This window comes from Bradyrhizobium sp., assembly GCF_017881085.1.
In the GTDB taxonomy this organism is placed as follows: Bacteria; Pseudomonadota; Alphaproteobacteria; order Rhizobiales; family Xanthobacteraceae; genus Bradyrhizobium.
In genome coordinates this window covers 1-13532 of sequence record NZ_JADGRI010000129.1, presented here as the reverse complement: position 1 = coordinate 13532, position 13532 = coordinate 1, and the positions used below count along the sequence as shown (strand labels likewise).

The following is a 13532-nucleotide window of genomic DNA, read 5'->3' as shown; positions in this document are numbered from 1 at the left end:
CCGACCAGCTGGCGGCAGTGGCTGCAGATTTCCAGGGAAATCGCATTCGGACTGCACGCCACCGGATTCCGCCCCGGAGATGTCGCGTCCATCATCGCCAACGCGGTGCCCGAATGGGTCTTTGCCGACATGGGGATCCTGTGCGCCGGCGGCGTCTCGTCCGGCATCTATCCCACCGATTCCTGCGTCCAGGTCGAATATTTGATCAATGATTCCGCCACACGGGTGATCTTCGCCGAAGACGAGGAGCAGCTCGACAAGATCCTGTCGTGCCGCGCGCGCTGCCCGACCCTGCAGACGATCGTCGTGTTCGACATGGAGGGCCTGAGCGGCTTCTCCGATCCGATGGTGATGTCGCTCGCCGAGTTCATGGCGCTCGGCAGCAATCACATGGTCGGCCGCGAGACGCTGTGGGACGAGATGATCGCAAGCCGCGGCAGTGATGATCTTGCGATCCTGGTCTACACTTCCGGCACCACGGGCCCGCCCAAGGGCGCCATGCATTCCAATCGCGGCGTCACCCATCAGATGCGCCATGCCAACGATCTCTTTCCCTCCACCGACGCCGAAGAGCGGCTGGTGTTCCTGCCGCTCTGTCATGTCGCCGAGCGGATCGGCGGCTATTACATCTCGCTCGCCCTGGGGTCGGTGATGAACTTCGCCGAAAGCCCGGAAACGGTGCCGGACAATTTGCGTGAAGTGCAGCCCACCGCGTTTCTGGCGGTGCCGCGGGTCTGGGAGAAGTTCTATTCGGGCATCACGATTGCGCTGAAGGATGCCACCGCGGTCCAGAACTGGATGTACCGGCGCGCCCTGGACATCGGCTATCGCATGACCGATTGCAGGCTGGAAGGCGACAAGCCTTCGCTGTCCCTCCGCCTCGCCAACCGCGCCGCCTACTGGCTGGTGTTCCGCAACATCCGCCGCATGTTGGGGCTGGACCGCTGCCGCCTCGCCTTCACCGGCGCGGCCCCGATCTCACCGGACCTGATCCGCTGGTATCTCGCGCTCGGCATCGACATGCGCGAGGTCTACGGCCAGACAGAAAACTGCGGCGTGGCCACCCTGATGCCGGCCGATCGCGTCAAGCTCGGCTCGGTCGGCAAGGCCGTGCCCTGGGGTGAAGTCGCGATCTCGTCGCAAGGGGAAATCCTGATCAGGGGCGATTTCCTGTTCATGGGTTATCTCAACCAGCCGGAAAAGACCGCCGAGACCATCGACGCCCGGGGATGGCTGCACACCGGCGATGTCGGCGCCATCGACAATGAGGGCTTTGTGAAGATCACCGACCGGATGAAGGACATCATCATCACTTCGGGCGGCAAGAACATCACGCCGTCGGAGATCGAGAACCAGCTGAAATTCTCGCCCTACATTTCCGACGCCGTCGTGATCGGCGACAAGCGGCCTTATCTGACCTGCCTCGTCATGATCGACCAGGAAAATGTCGAGAAGTTCGCCCAGGACCACGACATTCCCTTCACCAATTACGCCAGCCTTTGCCGGGCGGCGGAGATCCAGGATCTGATCCAGCGCGAGATCGAGGCGGTGAACGCCAATTTCGCGCGCGTCGAGACCGTCAAGAAGTTCTTCCTGATCGAGCGCCAGCTGACGCCCGAGGATGAGGAACTGACACCGACCATGAAGCTGAAGCGGAATTTCGTGAACAAGCGCTACGCGAGCGAAATCGACGCCATGTATGGCGAACGGGCGGTGGCCTGACGCGGGCAAGAGGCAAGAAACAAGAGAGTGAAAACGGCGAAGGACCAGTGGGCCCCACCCTTCGCTTAACATCGGGCCAAGGAAGAGGAGACTGCAATGTCGAAATCGTTCAGGGCGCTGGGCCTTGCGGTGGGCGCCCTTGCGCTGACCCATCTGCCGGCCGCAGCCCAGACCAAGGTTACCAACGAGGGCATCTCGGCGGGTGAGATCGTGATCGGCACCCACCAGGATCTGTCGGGCCCGATCAAGGTCTGGGGCGTTCCGGTTTCCAACGGCATGAAGATGGCGGTAGAGGAAATCAACGCGGCCGGCGGCGTCAACGGACGCAAGCTCAAGATGATTCTCGAGGACAACGGCTACGATCCCAAGAAGGGCGTGCTGGCGACGCAGAAGATGGTCGAGCGCGACAAGATCTTCGCGATGATCGGTTCGATGGGCTCGGCGCCCACGCTCGCCGCTCAGGATATCCTGTTTGACGCCGGGGTGCTGCAGCTGTTTCCGCTGACGGCAGCCGAATTCACCTTCAAGTTCGATCCTTCAAAGCCGCAGGAGCGGCTGAAGTTCAATAACCTGCTGCCTTACGTCGAGAGCACGCGCGCCGCGGTCAAATACATGATGGAGGCAAAGAAGTTCCAGAAGCCCTGCATCATGCATCAGGACGACGAGTACGGCAAGAACGTGCTCGACGGCTTTACCCAGCAGCTCGCGGCGATGAAGGTCACGCCGGCTTCCGTCACCAGCTACAAGCGCGGCGCCTCCGACTTCAGCGCGCCGATCGCCAAGATGAAATCCGACGGCTGCGACCTGGTCGTGCTCGGAACCATCATCCGCGAGACCATCGGCGCGATGAGCGAGGCCAGGAAGATCGGATGGGACGTGACATTCCTCGGCGCCACGCCGACCAACGTGCTGGAAGTGCCGGCGCTCGGCAAGGAAGCGGTGGAAGGTCTCTACGCCGCGTCAGGCTTCGAGATTCCCTACGAAGATACGGCGCAGGGGAAAGTGAAGGAGTGGCTGGTCAACTACAAGAAGATGTTCGGCACGGATGCCAACACCCAGGCCATCATTGGCTACAATGCAGTCGAGACGTTTGCTTTCTATGCCAACAAGGCCGGCAAGGATCTGACGGGCCAGAAAATGCTGGATGCGCTTGAGTCCGGCGACAAGTTCCTGGATATTTTCAGCTCGCCGCCCACAAAATTCTCCAAGACCGATCACCTCGCCAACACCATCACGCAGGTCCAGCAAGTCCAGAAGGGACGCTGGGTGCTGGTCAAGGACAATCTGATGTTCTGAGTATTGACCGTCATTCCGGGTCTGGTGCTAACACACCATCCCGGAATGACGGACGATGGGGACGGGCTCCACCGCTTCTCAAATACTTTATTTCCCGAGTATCTTCATCCAGACGTCACCGAGGATAGCCGGCTCGCGCGGCGGCAGATAGGTGAGCCCGGCGGCCTGAGCGAGCCCGGCGACGGTTCCCGCTGCCTGCAAATCGGTGAGCGCCTTGTTGACGGCCACAAGGAGGGCCGGGTCGGCGGAGAGCCCGACATAGCCGCGATTGACGCCGATCGGATAATAATAGCCGGAGGCGGCGATCCTGCTGTCGGGATGGGCGGCGCGGTAGGCGTCGAGCCGGCGCAGGTCGAGAAGCGTGGCGTCGAGGTCGCCGCGTTCGAGCGCGCCGAGCAGATCGTCCCTGCCCGGGACCAGATGGGTAATGTCGTCGATCAGCCGCCCGTTGTCGAACGTCATCAGAATTGCGTCGGCGAGCGTTCCGCTTTCGATGCCGATGCGCAAGCCGGCGAGGTCGCCGACGCCGGCCATATGGCGGTCGTGCGCCTTCTCGGCCGCCTTGGCGCCGAGCGCGATGGTCAGCGGAGAATAGATATAGGGCTGGCTTGGTGTCAGCACGCCGAGCGGCACGCGGCGCCGGCGATCGTCGCGGGTGGCGCCCTCGAAATCGGGCAGTTTTGCGGTCTTGACGCCCGGCACCACCAGCGAGTCCTTGGTCAGGGCGTAGCTGCCGACCAGGGAGCAGCGGCCGTCCGAGAGCAGCGCATTGGCTTCCAGCGCCGGGCTTGAATCTTCGTCAAGCTTGCTTTCGAACCATTGCACCTTGAGCGGCCGGCCGAGTTGCTCGGCGATCGCGCCGGCCAGCGCGACGTCAAAACCACTGTCGGGCTTGCCGCGATGATGCGCCGAAAGCGGCGGAAGATCCTCGTCGAGACAGACTTTCAGTACCTCGCCGGCGGCCGAAGCGGGCATGGTGAAGGCTGCGATCAACGCGGCCGCGGCGCCGAACGGCGCCAGCCAGGTTCTCATGGATTTCTCCGGCTCGACATATAGGCCCACAGATCCGCGATCTGATCGTCGCTCAAGACATCGCCCCAGGGCGGCATCCTGCCGTTCTTGCCCTGCTTCACCGTGGAGAAGAAACGCTCCCGGTCGTCCGGAAACCTGCGCAGGTCCGGTGCGACCGTGCCGGAGTTGACCATGTTGGGACCGTGGCAGTGCGAGCAGTTGTGGGCAAAGATCCCCTTGCCCTGGTCGATCTGGGTCTGATCGATGCTGGCATGCTGTTCGGGTGTGGCGGCAGGCACTGTCTGCGCATTTGCGGTCATTGCGGCGGCGACATACGCCGCCGCCGCAATCAAGGATGACTTGATCATTCCAGAACCACTATTGGGGCTTTACCGCGAACACCCACAGTGATCCGCCGGCTGGCACGTTGGCGAGGCGCTCATCGCCGGAGAACAGCGAGTAGACGCCGCCGTAACCGCTGCTCACGGCGACGTACTGGACGCCGTCCTGCTGCCACGTCACGGGCTGGCCCTCGATGCCCGAGCCGGTCTGGAACTGCCAAAGCTTCTTGCCGTCATTGGCGTCGAAGGCTTCGAACTCGCCGGTCAACTGGCCGGAGAAGACGACGCCGCCGGCGGTCGACAGCACGCCGGAGAAACGCGGGATCGCGCTTCCGACTTCCCACTTGGTCTTGCCGGACATGGGATCAATCGCCTTGAGATGGCCGCGCGGTGCGTCACCTTGCGGCCAGTCCCACAGATCCGTCAGGTCCATGCCGAGATACCACTCGCCCGCCTTGTACGTCGCCGGCTCGGTCTTGTAGTGGCCGCCGAAGGCGAGCGTATTGGCATAGGCGAGACCGGTCTGCGGATTGAACGACATCGGTTCCCAGTTCTTGCCGCCAAGAATGGAGGGGTACACGACGACCTTCTTGCCCTCGCGCGCATCCTTCGTGACGTCGGTCTCGATCGGGCGGCCGGTCTTCAGGTCGACACCGGAAGCCCAGTTGACCTTCACATAGGGATTGGCCGCCAGCAGTTTCCCGTTGGTGCGGTCGAGCACGTAAAAGAAGCCGTTTCGATTGGCATCCATCAGGACCTTCGTCGGTTTGCCCTCGACATTGAGATCAGCCAGCACCATTTCGGCGACCGAATCGTAGTCGAACGGGTTGTTCGGCGAGAACTGGTAATGCCATTTGATCTTGCCGGTCTTCGGCTCCAGCGCGAGCACCGCGCAGGTGTAGAGATTGTCGCCGGGGCGCACCGCGGCATTGAACGGCCCGGGGTTGCCGATACCCCAATAGACCGTGTTCAGTTCCGGGTCGTAGGAGCCGGTGATCCAGGTCGATCCGCCGCCGAGCTTCCAGGTGTCGCCCTTCCAGGTGTCGCCGCCGGGCTCATCCGGGGTGGGGATGGTATGGGTGCGCCACAGATGCTTGCCCGTCTCCGGGTCCCAGCCGTCGATGAAGCCGCGGGTGCCGAACTCCGCGCCGGAGATGCCGGTCAGAACGACGCCGTCGGCTACGAGCGGCGCAACCGTCATCGAATAGCCCTCCTTGATATCGGCGGCTTTCTGGCGCCAGACTTCCTTGCCGGTCTTGGCATCGAGCGCAATCACATTGGCGTCGAGCGTGGTGCGGAAAATCTTGCCCTCGTAGATCGCCGCACCGCGATTGATGATGCCGCAGCATACGATTCGGGGGGTTTCCGGCGGATATTCGACCTTGGTCTTCCAAACCTGTTTGCCGGTCTTGACGTCGACCGCCATCGTCGCTGCGTGGGTCGTGACGTAGAGGATGCCTTGATAAACCAGCGGCTGCGATTCCTCGCTGCGGTCGTCGGCGTAGCTGTAGTTCCACACCGGCACGAGGTTCTTGGCGTTGTCCTTGTTGATCTGGGTGAGCGGACTGAACCGCTGCAGATTATAGCCCATGCCGTAATTGAGGACGTTCGATGTGTCGGTCGCTCCCTTGACCAATTGATCGGTCGTTTGAGCGCTCGCTCCGAACGAAGCGAAAATAACAAGCCCAGCGGCCAGCGCGAAGCTGCGTTTCATGCGTTTCCTCCCGTTTGATCTCTAGCGGATCATGGTCGGATGCTACCTGAGTTCACGACGGCGTCAATCAAAGGACGGGGCAAAGTGCAAAAGAGAAAATTTGTATCGCCATTATTTCGCCAAACGAAATGTCGCGCGCATTCCAGACGCACTGCAACATTGCACACAACGAGAACTACAACTTTTTGACCGAAAACCGTCGTCGGGCGACGCGACCGCTATCGGCCATCGGTGTGCGACCGCTCCATGATCATGGCGACGACGGCATCGCGTATCTTTTCGATAGCCGCCCGCCGATAGGCCCAGCGCTCGTCAGCACCGGGCGGGGCGATCACCATGGTCGCGTTGGCTTCGAACAACAGCACATCGCCATCGGGACCAACCGCGAAATCCACGCCGGCATAGTCGAGGCCGAGGCAGTCCCGTATCCGTTCGAGCGCCGCCATGGCCTTACTCCCGAGTGCGGCGGGCATATCGCCGAGAAAGGTCGCCTCCTCGCGCCGGTATTCGCTGCGATCGGCCATATCCGAGGTGAAATAATGCACCTTCCAGTTTGCGGATATCGCAAGGTGCGACGGATAGATCCTGCCGTCGATCATCATGACGCGGTATTTGCGCGCATTGCCGTCCTTGCCGCGGGCGTCCAGATATTCGATCGCCAGGAGATCGTCGCCGGGAAGGCTGGCTGCCGCGGCCGAAAGCCCCGCAGCCGCTTCGACAAGGATGAAGTTGCGCCCGGTGTGATAGCCGGGCGAACGCAGCAGCACCGGGAAGCAAAGCCCCTCCTTCGCGATCGAGTTCGCGCCATCCGGACCGGCCAGAAGGGTGCGGGCCATGGCCAGGGTTCGCGGCGTTACCACGCCCTGGATGGCGCGCAATTGCGTTGCATTGCCGATCCGGCCGGTCTTCATCACCGCGCGGGGATCGTTGATGACAGGTGCGCTCGTCCGCGCGACCAGACGCGCGGCCGCCTCCAGCGCCGGCTGACACAAATCCGCATCCCCGATGGCGTTGAAGATCAGTCGATGCGGCGGCAGCGGGCTTGCGGGATCGAGATAATCGGCAACAACGACGGATGTCAGGAACACGCGGTCGTCCAGAAACGGCGCGGTCGGGATGTTGCCGCCGCCCGAGGAGATCAGTTGCAGCAGGGCGACCGGCGGCGCGGTTCCGCGATACGGCAAGACTGATACGGCATGGCCGCGAAAGCCCTTCTCGAAATGATGCCGCGCAGCCTTGCGGTCGCCCATATCCGAAAGCACGGCGCCGAGGCCCTGATGCGCCGGCGCATGCTCCGGATCCATCTTCAGCACCGCTTCGTAATGCGCGCGCGCTTCCGCGTGCCGGCTGGCGCGAAGCAGCAGGTTGGCCAGGTTGACATGTCCGATCGGATTTTCGGGGTGATGGGCGATCGCCTCCGAATAGACACGGCAGGCGGCCTCGATCGCGCCCATGGTCGTCAGCAGCGTTCCGAATTCGTTGAGTGCGGAAAAATTCGCCGGCGTTCGCTGCAGGATCTCGACGAAGGCCTGCCGGGCGTCCTGCTGCCGGTTGAGTGCGCCGAGCAGAACCGCGCGCTCGATCTCGGTATCGACGGCGGCGCCGCCGACGGCCTGATGCGCCAGTTCGTTCTCGAGCTGCCTCAGCCGGGCTTCCTGCGACAGCCGGGGCGCCCAGCCGCCATCGGCGCTTTGGATTGCAGCCAAGGTCGCCGCGTTCTGCTTCGGTCCGGTCACGATGCGGGGAATCGATCTCAATGATTCGTCAAGCTAGCACGTTCCGATGATTCGTTGCGCAGGCCGGTATCCGAAGTTCCTGATCGCGCGCGATGCCCGTCAGTGTTGCGCAATATTTTGCGGTCAGGCGGCGGACTGCAGGCCCGGATGGCGAAGCGGCAACTCAATGCGCACGATCAAGCCATGGGGCTGCCGGTCGTGAAGCGAAAGCTCGCCGCCATGCGCCAGCACGATGGCGCGTGCGATGGAAAGCCCAAGACCGAAGCCCGTGACATCGTCCATGTTGCGCGCGTTGTCGCCGCGCACGAAGGGTTCCAGCATGATGTCCTTGCGCTCGTCGCAGATGCCCGGGCCATCGTCCTCGACATCTATCGTCATGGTGTCGGACGCCAACCGCAGCCGGACCGTGGCCTCCGCGCCGTATCTGACGGCGTTCTCCGCCAGGTTGGTGATGCTGCGATGCAGGTCGTCGGGCCGGACCATGGCCATGGCGTGCTCCGGGCCGTCGTAAATGAGCTTGTGGCCCATATCGGCGAATTGATCGGTGACAAGTTGCAGCGTGCTCGCGACATCGACCAGCGTCATCGCTTCGAGCTTGCGGTCGTTGCGCAGGAACGAAAGCACGGACTCCAGCATGGATCGCATCTGGTCGAGATCGTGCAGCATCCGGCTGCGTTGCGAATCGTCCTCGATGAATTCCGAGCGCAGCCGCATCCGGGTGATCGGAGTCCTCAAGTCGTGGCTGATGGCGGCCAGCATCTTGGTGCGGTCGTCGATCAGCGCGGTGATCCGCTCCCGCATGCGGTTGAGCGCCCTGGCGACGGAACGAATTTCCTCGGGGCCGCGTTCGGGCAGCGGCGCGGCGGCGCCGTTCAGGCTGAAGCTTTCGGCTGCCTTCGCGAACGACGATAGCGGTGCGGTCAGCGCGCGCGCCGCCCACAGGCCGAGCAGGCTGACGCAGATGACGGCAAACAGCAGTGTCGTCATCCAGGGTCCGCGCCAGAACGGACGCTGCCATTGTTCCGGCGGGATCTTCGCGGAAATCATCGCGCCGTCCGGCAGCGCGATGGCAACCTTGCCGCCATCCGGCGCATGCGTCAGCCCGGAAATCCGGTAAGCATTGCCGAGGTGGCGGTGCAAGCTGCGCAGATCGGGATCATCTGCTTGGCTTCCTGCGGGCAGGAGGCCCGGCGCAAGGCTGGCGATGTCCAGTTGCGGAAACGTCCGCGCGATATCGGCGAGAAGCCGTGTCCGTTCGGCCTGAGGCGCCGTGCCGAGAAGCTGGACCGCGGCCGCAAGCTGGCTGTGTCCGTGACCTGTCGTCGGCTCGAACTGATCGGGCCGGTGGATCAGAAAGCTTGCGGTGATGATCAGATGAATGGCGACGATCGATGTCACCACCAGCGCGGCGATCTGCCCGCTGATGCCCTTCAGATTGAGAAAACCCGATAGCTTCATGATCAGCTGTCCATCGCGACCGCTTTCACGGTTGGGGTGAACATATAGCCGCCGGAGCGCACCGTCTTGATCATGACAGGCTCCTGCGGATCGGGTTCGATCTTGCGCCGGATGCGGCTGACCAGCACATCGATACTGCGCTCAAACGAGCCGGCGTTTCGTCCTTGCGTCAGATCGAGCAGGCTGTCGCGCGACAGCACGCGGCCAGGCCGCTCGCAGAACGTCCGCAACAGGTCGAATTCGGCGCTGGTCATCGCGACCCGCGCGCCTGCCGGATTGCGCAGTTCCCGCAGCCGGAAATCGATCCGCCATCCCGCGAAGTCAAGCGCGACCGCGCCGTTGGTGGCGCTGACCGTCTGCGCGGCAGCCTGCCGCCGCAACACCGCGTTGATCCGGGCCAGCAATTCGCGCGGGTTGAACGGCTTGGCGAGATAGTCGTCCGCGCCCATCTCCAGCCCGAGGATCCGGTCGACGTCTTCACCGCGCGCGGTCAGCATGATGATCGGCGTTTGCGATTCGGCGCGGACCTTGCGGCACAGGCTGAGGCCGTCTTCTCCCGGCAGCATGACGTCAAGGATCAGAAGATCGACGCGATGGTCGGTCATGAGCCGGGACATTTCGCGTCCGTCGTTAGCCGTCGTCACATTGCAGGAATTGGTGCGCAGATATTTCGCGATCAGCGTCCGCGTTTCGCGGTCGTCTTCAACGACAAGAATGTTCGGCGTTGCCATGGCCATGCGGACCTTTGTCAGTGATTCGGGAGTTTGGGCGAAGGATTTTTGTTTCGAAATGTTTCTGGGCTTTCGGCTGCAACACGGCGCAACACAAGGCAGCACGGCAGCAAGGCAGCAAAAAGGTCTCGTTAAGGCCATTAACCTTAGCCTCGGGGTGTCGCGCAAGAACTCTTCAAGACCCCTTTAAAATCCCTTGGAGTCATCATGACATCAATCTCCACGATCTCGAGCACCAGTTACCAGTCGCCCCTGCAAAAGCTGCAGGACGAACTGCAGACCGAAGTGAATTCCGGCGCGATCAGTTCCTCCGATCAGAGCGCGCTGTCCTCCGCGCTCAACGACATCGACTCCTCGCTGCAGAGCGGCCAGGCGGGCACTTCGGCCGGCAGTGCCAACGCGTCGCCCGGCGACCTGAAGTCGAAGATCGACGACCTGATTGCAAACGAGGTATCGAGCGGCAAGCTGACCAGCGATCAGGCCACCGAGCTGCAGGGTGTCTTCAAGGCCGCGTTTTCCCAGGGGGCTGGAAGCGCCGGTGCTTCAGGTGGTGCCGACGCCGCCGGTGGTCCGGGTGGTGCCAAGGTAGCGCATCATGGTCATCGCGGCGGCCATGGCGGTCCGCCGCCCGCCGACGGCTCGTCCACGACCGGCGGTATCAGCAGCACCAGTCCCGCCAGCGACATCCTGCAGCAGTTCCTGCAATCGGTGCAGAGTTCACTGTCCTCCTCGACGTCGTCATCCTACAGCGCAACCGGTGTTGCCGATCCCGGCAGCAGCAGCGCGTCGTTCTCGGCGCTTCTGATCAATTACCAGACCTGACCTCCAGCCGACACACACCGGACGGCGATGTTCGACACGATCATTCTGCTTGCGGGTCAGGCCGAGCATGTCGCGATGCCGCCGGTGTTGCGCGCGCACAATCCGCAGCTTTCGATCATATCGATCGCAACGTCGGCCGATCTGGCCGCCGTCGACGCCGATCTGCGCTTCCGGTCAAATGGGGCAGCCGAAAATATTCCCGCCGCAGCTATCGGGCGATCTGCGACATTCCGCTCGACATACCCAAGGATGAGCTCGAACGGCGCCTGAAGGTGTTCGGCGGCAATCATTTCGGCATCTGCCCGACCGTCAATTTGCACGGCATCGAGTTTCGCGCCGTGCTGCCAGGCCCCTAAACGTCAGGGACCGCTCACCGCGACGCCGAAGTCGACCGGCTGCAGCGAGGTCGTATTGCAGCGCCAGCCGCCGTCACCGGTTTTCTGGAATGCGAACGCCTTCTCGATCCTGAACCGGTGCGCCACCGAGAAACTGTCTCTGTCTCTTTCTCTGCTCGCCGGCGCCTCATTTGGCTTGCCCGATTTCGGATCCCAGCAGGTTCCCGTGCAGCTGGAAGCGACCGGACTGCAAACCGCAAACGGCGACAGCACGACCATTTCCACCTCCGCGATCAACAGCGCGCTCTGGTCCGCGACCTCGTTGTCGATCTGAAAGACCCGGCTGACGGTGAGGAAGTTCTCGCAGGCGTTCGCCGCATGGATCCGCGCGACGCATAGATCGACGGCGTCGGCATCGGGCAGCGGTGAGGCGAGCGGGCGGCCAAAAACCTTCTTGGCGTCGCCCCTGGCCGCCGCGATCTCGGCCGTCTTCTCGCGCATATACTCCGCAAGACAGCTCTCGGATGACGCTAGCTCGTCCAGCGGCACGTTATCCTTGCCTACCAGGCCGCATTTCCGGTCGCGTTGCCTGCTCCATCGTTCGTATTCGGCGAACGCCTCCTTGGCGTCGTCTTCTTTCAGTTTCGATATCAGTCCGACGGCAAGATTGTTGAGCTCGGTCTTGGCGATCGCCAGCGAAGGATCGCTGCAGATCAGCATGCCAGCGGTGGTGTTGGTCGCCAGACAGTCGAAATTCGGATCGCTCAGGATTTCGATTCTTTCCTGCGTCTCCTTCAGCAGGCAGGCCTGGATGGGTTCGACGTCCTGGTACGAGACAGGTTGATCGCCCAAAATCCCGCAGCTCGAATTGCGATCCTTGATCCATTCGGCGTTTTCCTCGATCGCGAGGCGGCGGTTGGCGAGCCGGTTGAGCCGGTCCTGGATCGCGGCGTTGAGCTTTGCGGAGATGGCGTTGAGTTCGGGGTCGCCGCAAAATAATTGCTCGGCCTGATCCTTCAACACCGCGCAATGATTCTTGCCGAACAGCGGCAGGGCCTCGCTGATCGGTCGGCCGGAAGCGGCTGGGCCTTCGGCATAGGCCGGACAGGCGAGCCCAATCTGGACCGCAACAACAGCCAGCACCATTCCCCGCATCGCGATCTCCACTCCCGGAAAGCTTTTGGCTTTGTTTACGGGCGTATCATCGAGGTGCGCGGAGACATGTCAATGTATTTGGACGTTCCGCCGGCCGGCGCAGCCGGCCTGTGGGCCTGGTCACTCAGTTGGCGGGCGAAACCAGCCCGGGCTGCGCGGACAGGACATTGAGCGCCACCGGAGTCACCGTCTCCCGGCCCGGCAGGTTCGCCAGCAGCGGGGCATCGGCATACCGCATGGCGCCGTACTGATTGATGACAAACAGCGGCCGGTAGTTCCTGATATTGGCGTCCTCGACCATCGCCATGCGGCGATTGTCCAGGGTCAGCCAACGGCCGTCGAGCCGCGCGGCCGCGACGGCGTGGTCCTCGCCGTGAATCGTGTCGCGCATGATCACGATCCGCAAATCATCGGGCGAGACGCCGGCCATGCGCAGCGCGACAAATTTCGCAATGGCATAGTCTTCGCAATCCCCAGCGCCATGGGCGAAGGTCACGAGCGGCGAACTCCAGACGTCGATTTCGCCGTATTGGGCCTCATCGCTGAGCGGCCGGATCGAAAGATTGATCGCGCGATTGACCTCGCCGAGGCGGGCGCGCCCCTCGCGGGCCCGCGCATCGTCCACGATGGCGAGGAATCGAAGCGCGGCCGGTGATGCGCAGCGTTCGCGGTCGCCGTCGCAAAGCGCCAGCTGCACCCTCTCGTCGTCGAGCTTGCGCTCAACCCGCAGCCATTTTTCCACCACGCCGCCTTCGGACAGCGGCGAAGCGAACAGGCCGAACGGCTCGACGGATTTGCGAATCAGCTCCGACGCGCCGGGCGTCGTCAGTGTTCCGGCTGCAAGATCCGGCGCCGGTCCGAACCAGGCCATGCTGCAGGCAAGTATGACGGCACGCCACGCGTGCGAATGGCCTCGAAATCCCATTTGACGCCCCATTGTCCGGGCATCGGCGAGGCTGACTAGCCAGCTCGTGACCGGATCGTTTCGCAGGCGATGATGGGCAGGGGGCGTTCTATTCTGCTTAAAAGCTGGCCGCTCGGGCCGGAAAGCAGGAAACAGGCTAAAATCCGTCTCGCCGATTTGCTGAAAATTTTATGCATCGCCGGTCCGGGGACCGAAGACCTGCTCGCGGAAGGCGAAACGCACATGCGATGGTTGTGTGGGCGCCGATTTCCGCAAGTTATGGCTAATTGGACACGATTGCGCGCTT

General features: G+C 62.7%; 12 protein-coding genes. 4 read left to right on the top strand and 8 right to left on the bottom strand.

What is annotated here, in order from left to right; all coding sequences use genetic code 11:
- Both QZ213_RS14105 and QZ213_RS14100 read left to right on the top strand, forming a co-directional pair.
- On the top strand, positions 1-1722 hold a 1722-nt coding region (locus QZ213_RS14105), incomplete at its 5' end, for an AMP-dependent synthetase/ligase (protein ID WP_291686691.1).
- A 96-nt stretch (positions 1723-1818) separates the two neighbouring features.
- Positions 1819-3018, top strand: coding sequence for an ABC transporter substrate-binding protein (locus QZ213_RS14100; RefSeq protein ID WP_291686690.1), 1200 nt, complete (start codon positions 1819-1821; stop codon positions 3016-3018).
- 87 nt (positions 3019-3105) lie between these two features.
- Here the strand turns inward: QZ213_RS14100 and QZ213_RS14095 are convergent, their stop codons facing one another.
- The 6 genes from QZ213_RS14095 to QZ213_RS14070 form a co-directional block, all read right to left on the bottom strand.
- Entirely contained in the window at positions 3106-4050 is a 945-nt protein-coding gene (locus tag QZ213_RS14095; protein WP_291686689.1) for a transporter substrate-binding domain-containing protein, read from the bottom strand.
- Complete coding sequence (locus QZ213_RS14090; protein WP_291686692.1) at positions 4047-4349, bottom strand: cytochrome c; 303 nt, start codon at positions 4347-4349, stop codon at positions 4047-4049. The genes QZ213_RS14095 and QZ213_RS14090 overlap by 4 nt, the downstream gene beginning before the upstream one ends.
- 58 nt (positions 4350-4407) lie before the next feature.
- A complete protein-coding gene (locus QZ213_RS14085) occupies positions 4408-6084 on the bottom strand; it encodes a methanol/ethanol family PQQ-dependent dehydrogenase (RefSeq protein ID WP_291686688.1) in 1677 nt (558 codons plus the stop codon).
- 218 nt (positions 6085-6302) lie between these two features.
- Positions 6303-7841 carry a tetratricopeptide repeat protein gene (locus tag QZ213_RS14080; RefSeq protein ID WP_291686687.1) on the bottom strand — a complete coding sequence of 513 codons (1539 nt, stop codon included), beginning with the start codon at positions 7839-7841 and terminating at the stop codon, positions 6303-6305.
- 102 nt (positions 7842-7943) lie between these two features.
- Positions 7944-9278 carry an ATP-binding protein gene (locus QZ213_RS14075; RefSeq protein ID WP_291686686.1) on the bottom strand — a complete coding sequence of 445 codons (1335 nt, stop codon included), beginning with the start codon at positions 9276-9278 and terminating at the stop codon, positions 7944-7946.
- 2 nt (positions 9279-9280) lie between these two features.
- A complete protein-coding gene (locus QZ213_RS14070; protein WP_291686685.1) occupies positions 9281-10015 on the bottom strand; it encodes a response regulator in 735 nt (244 codons plus the stop codon).
- A gap of 201 nt (positions 10016-10216) precedes the next feature.
- Here QZ213_RS14070 and QZ213_RS14065 point away from each other — a divergent pair, with 201 nt between their 5' ends.
- Positions 10217-10831 (top strand): hypothetical protein, encoded by a 615-nt coding sequence (locus QZ213_RS14065; protein ID WP_291686684.1) that lies wholly within the window; start codon positions 10217-10219, stop codon positions 10829-10831.
- Positions 10832-10858: 27 nt separating this feature from the next.
- Positions 10859-11101 carry a hypothetical protein gene (locus QZ213_RS14060; protein ID WP_291686683.1) on the top strand — a complete coding sequence of 81 codons (243 nt, stop codon included), beginning with the start codon at positions 10859-10861 and terminating at the stop codon, positions 11099-11101.
- 89 nt (positions 11102-11190) lie between these two features.
- On the opposite strand, the gene QZ213_RS14055 is transcribed toward QZ213_RS14060, so the two are convergent.
- Both QZ213_RS14055 and QZ213_RS14050 read right to left on the bottom strand, forming a co-directional pair.
- On the bottom strand, positions 11191-12321 hold the full coding sequence (locus tag QZ213_RS14055) for a lysozyme inhibitor LprI family protein (RefSeq protein ID WP_291686682.1): 1131 nt from the start codon (positions 12319-12321) through the stop codon (positions 11191-11193).
- A gap of 124 nt (positions 12322-12445) precedes the next feature.
- Positions 12446-13246, bottom strand: coding sequence for a transglutaminase-like cysteine peptidase (locus QZ213_RS14050; protein ID WP_291686681.1), 801 nt, complete (start codon positions 13244-13246; stop codon positions 12446-12448).
- Positions 13247-13532 lie beyond the last annotated feature (286 nt).

Coding starts and splice junctions, on each gene's coding strand:
- QZ213_RS14100 (WP_291686690.1), top strand. CDS start 1,819: ATGTCGAAATCGTTCAGGGCGCTGGGCCTTGCGGTGGGCGCCCTTGCG.
- QZ213_RS14095 (WP_291686689.1), bottom strand. CDS start 4,050: ATGAGAACCTGGCTGGCGCCGTTCGGCGCCGCGGCCGCGTTGATCGCA.
- QZ213_RS14090 (WP_291686692.1), bottom strand. CDS start 4,349: ATGACCGCAAATGCGCAGACAGTGCCTGCCGCCACACCCGAACAGCAT.
- QZ213_RS14085 (WP_291686688.1), bottom strand. CDS start 6,084: ATGAAACGCAGCTTCGCGCTGGCCGCTGGGCTTGTTATTTTCGCTTCG.
- QZ213_RS14075 (WP_291686686.1), bottom strand. CDS start 9,278: ATGAAGCTATCGGGTTTTCTCAATCTGAAGGGCATCAGCGGGCAGATC.
- QZ213_RS14070 (WP_291686685.1), bottom strand. CDS start 10,015: ATGGCCATGGCAACGCCGAACATTCTTGTCGTTGAAGACGACCGCGAA.
- QZ213_RS14065 (WP_291686684.1), top strand. CDS start 10,217: ATGACATCAATCTCCACGATCTCGAGCACCAGTTACCAGTCGCCCCTG.
- QZ213_RS14060 (WP_291686683.1), top strand. CDS start 10,859: ATGTTCGACACGATCATTCTGCTTGCGGGTCAGGCCGAGCATGTCGCG.
- QZ213_RS14055 (WP_291686682.1), bottom strand. CDS start 12,321: ATGCGGGGAATGGTGCTGGCTGTTGTTGCGGTCCAGATTGGGCTCGCC.
- QZ213_RS14050 (WP_291686681.1), bottom strand. CDS start 13,246: ATGGGATTTCGAGGCCATTCGCACGCGTGGCGTGCCGTCATACTTGCC.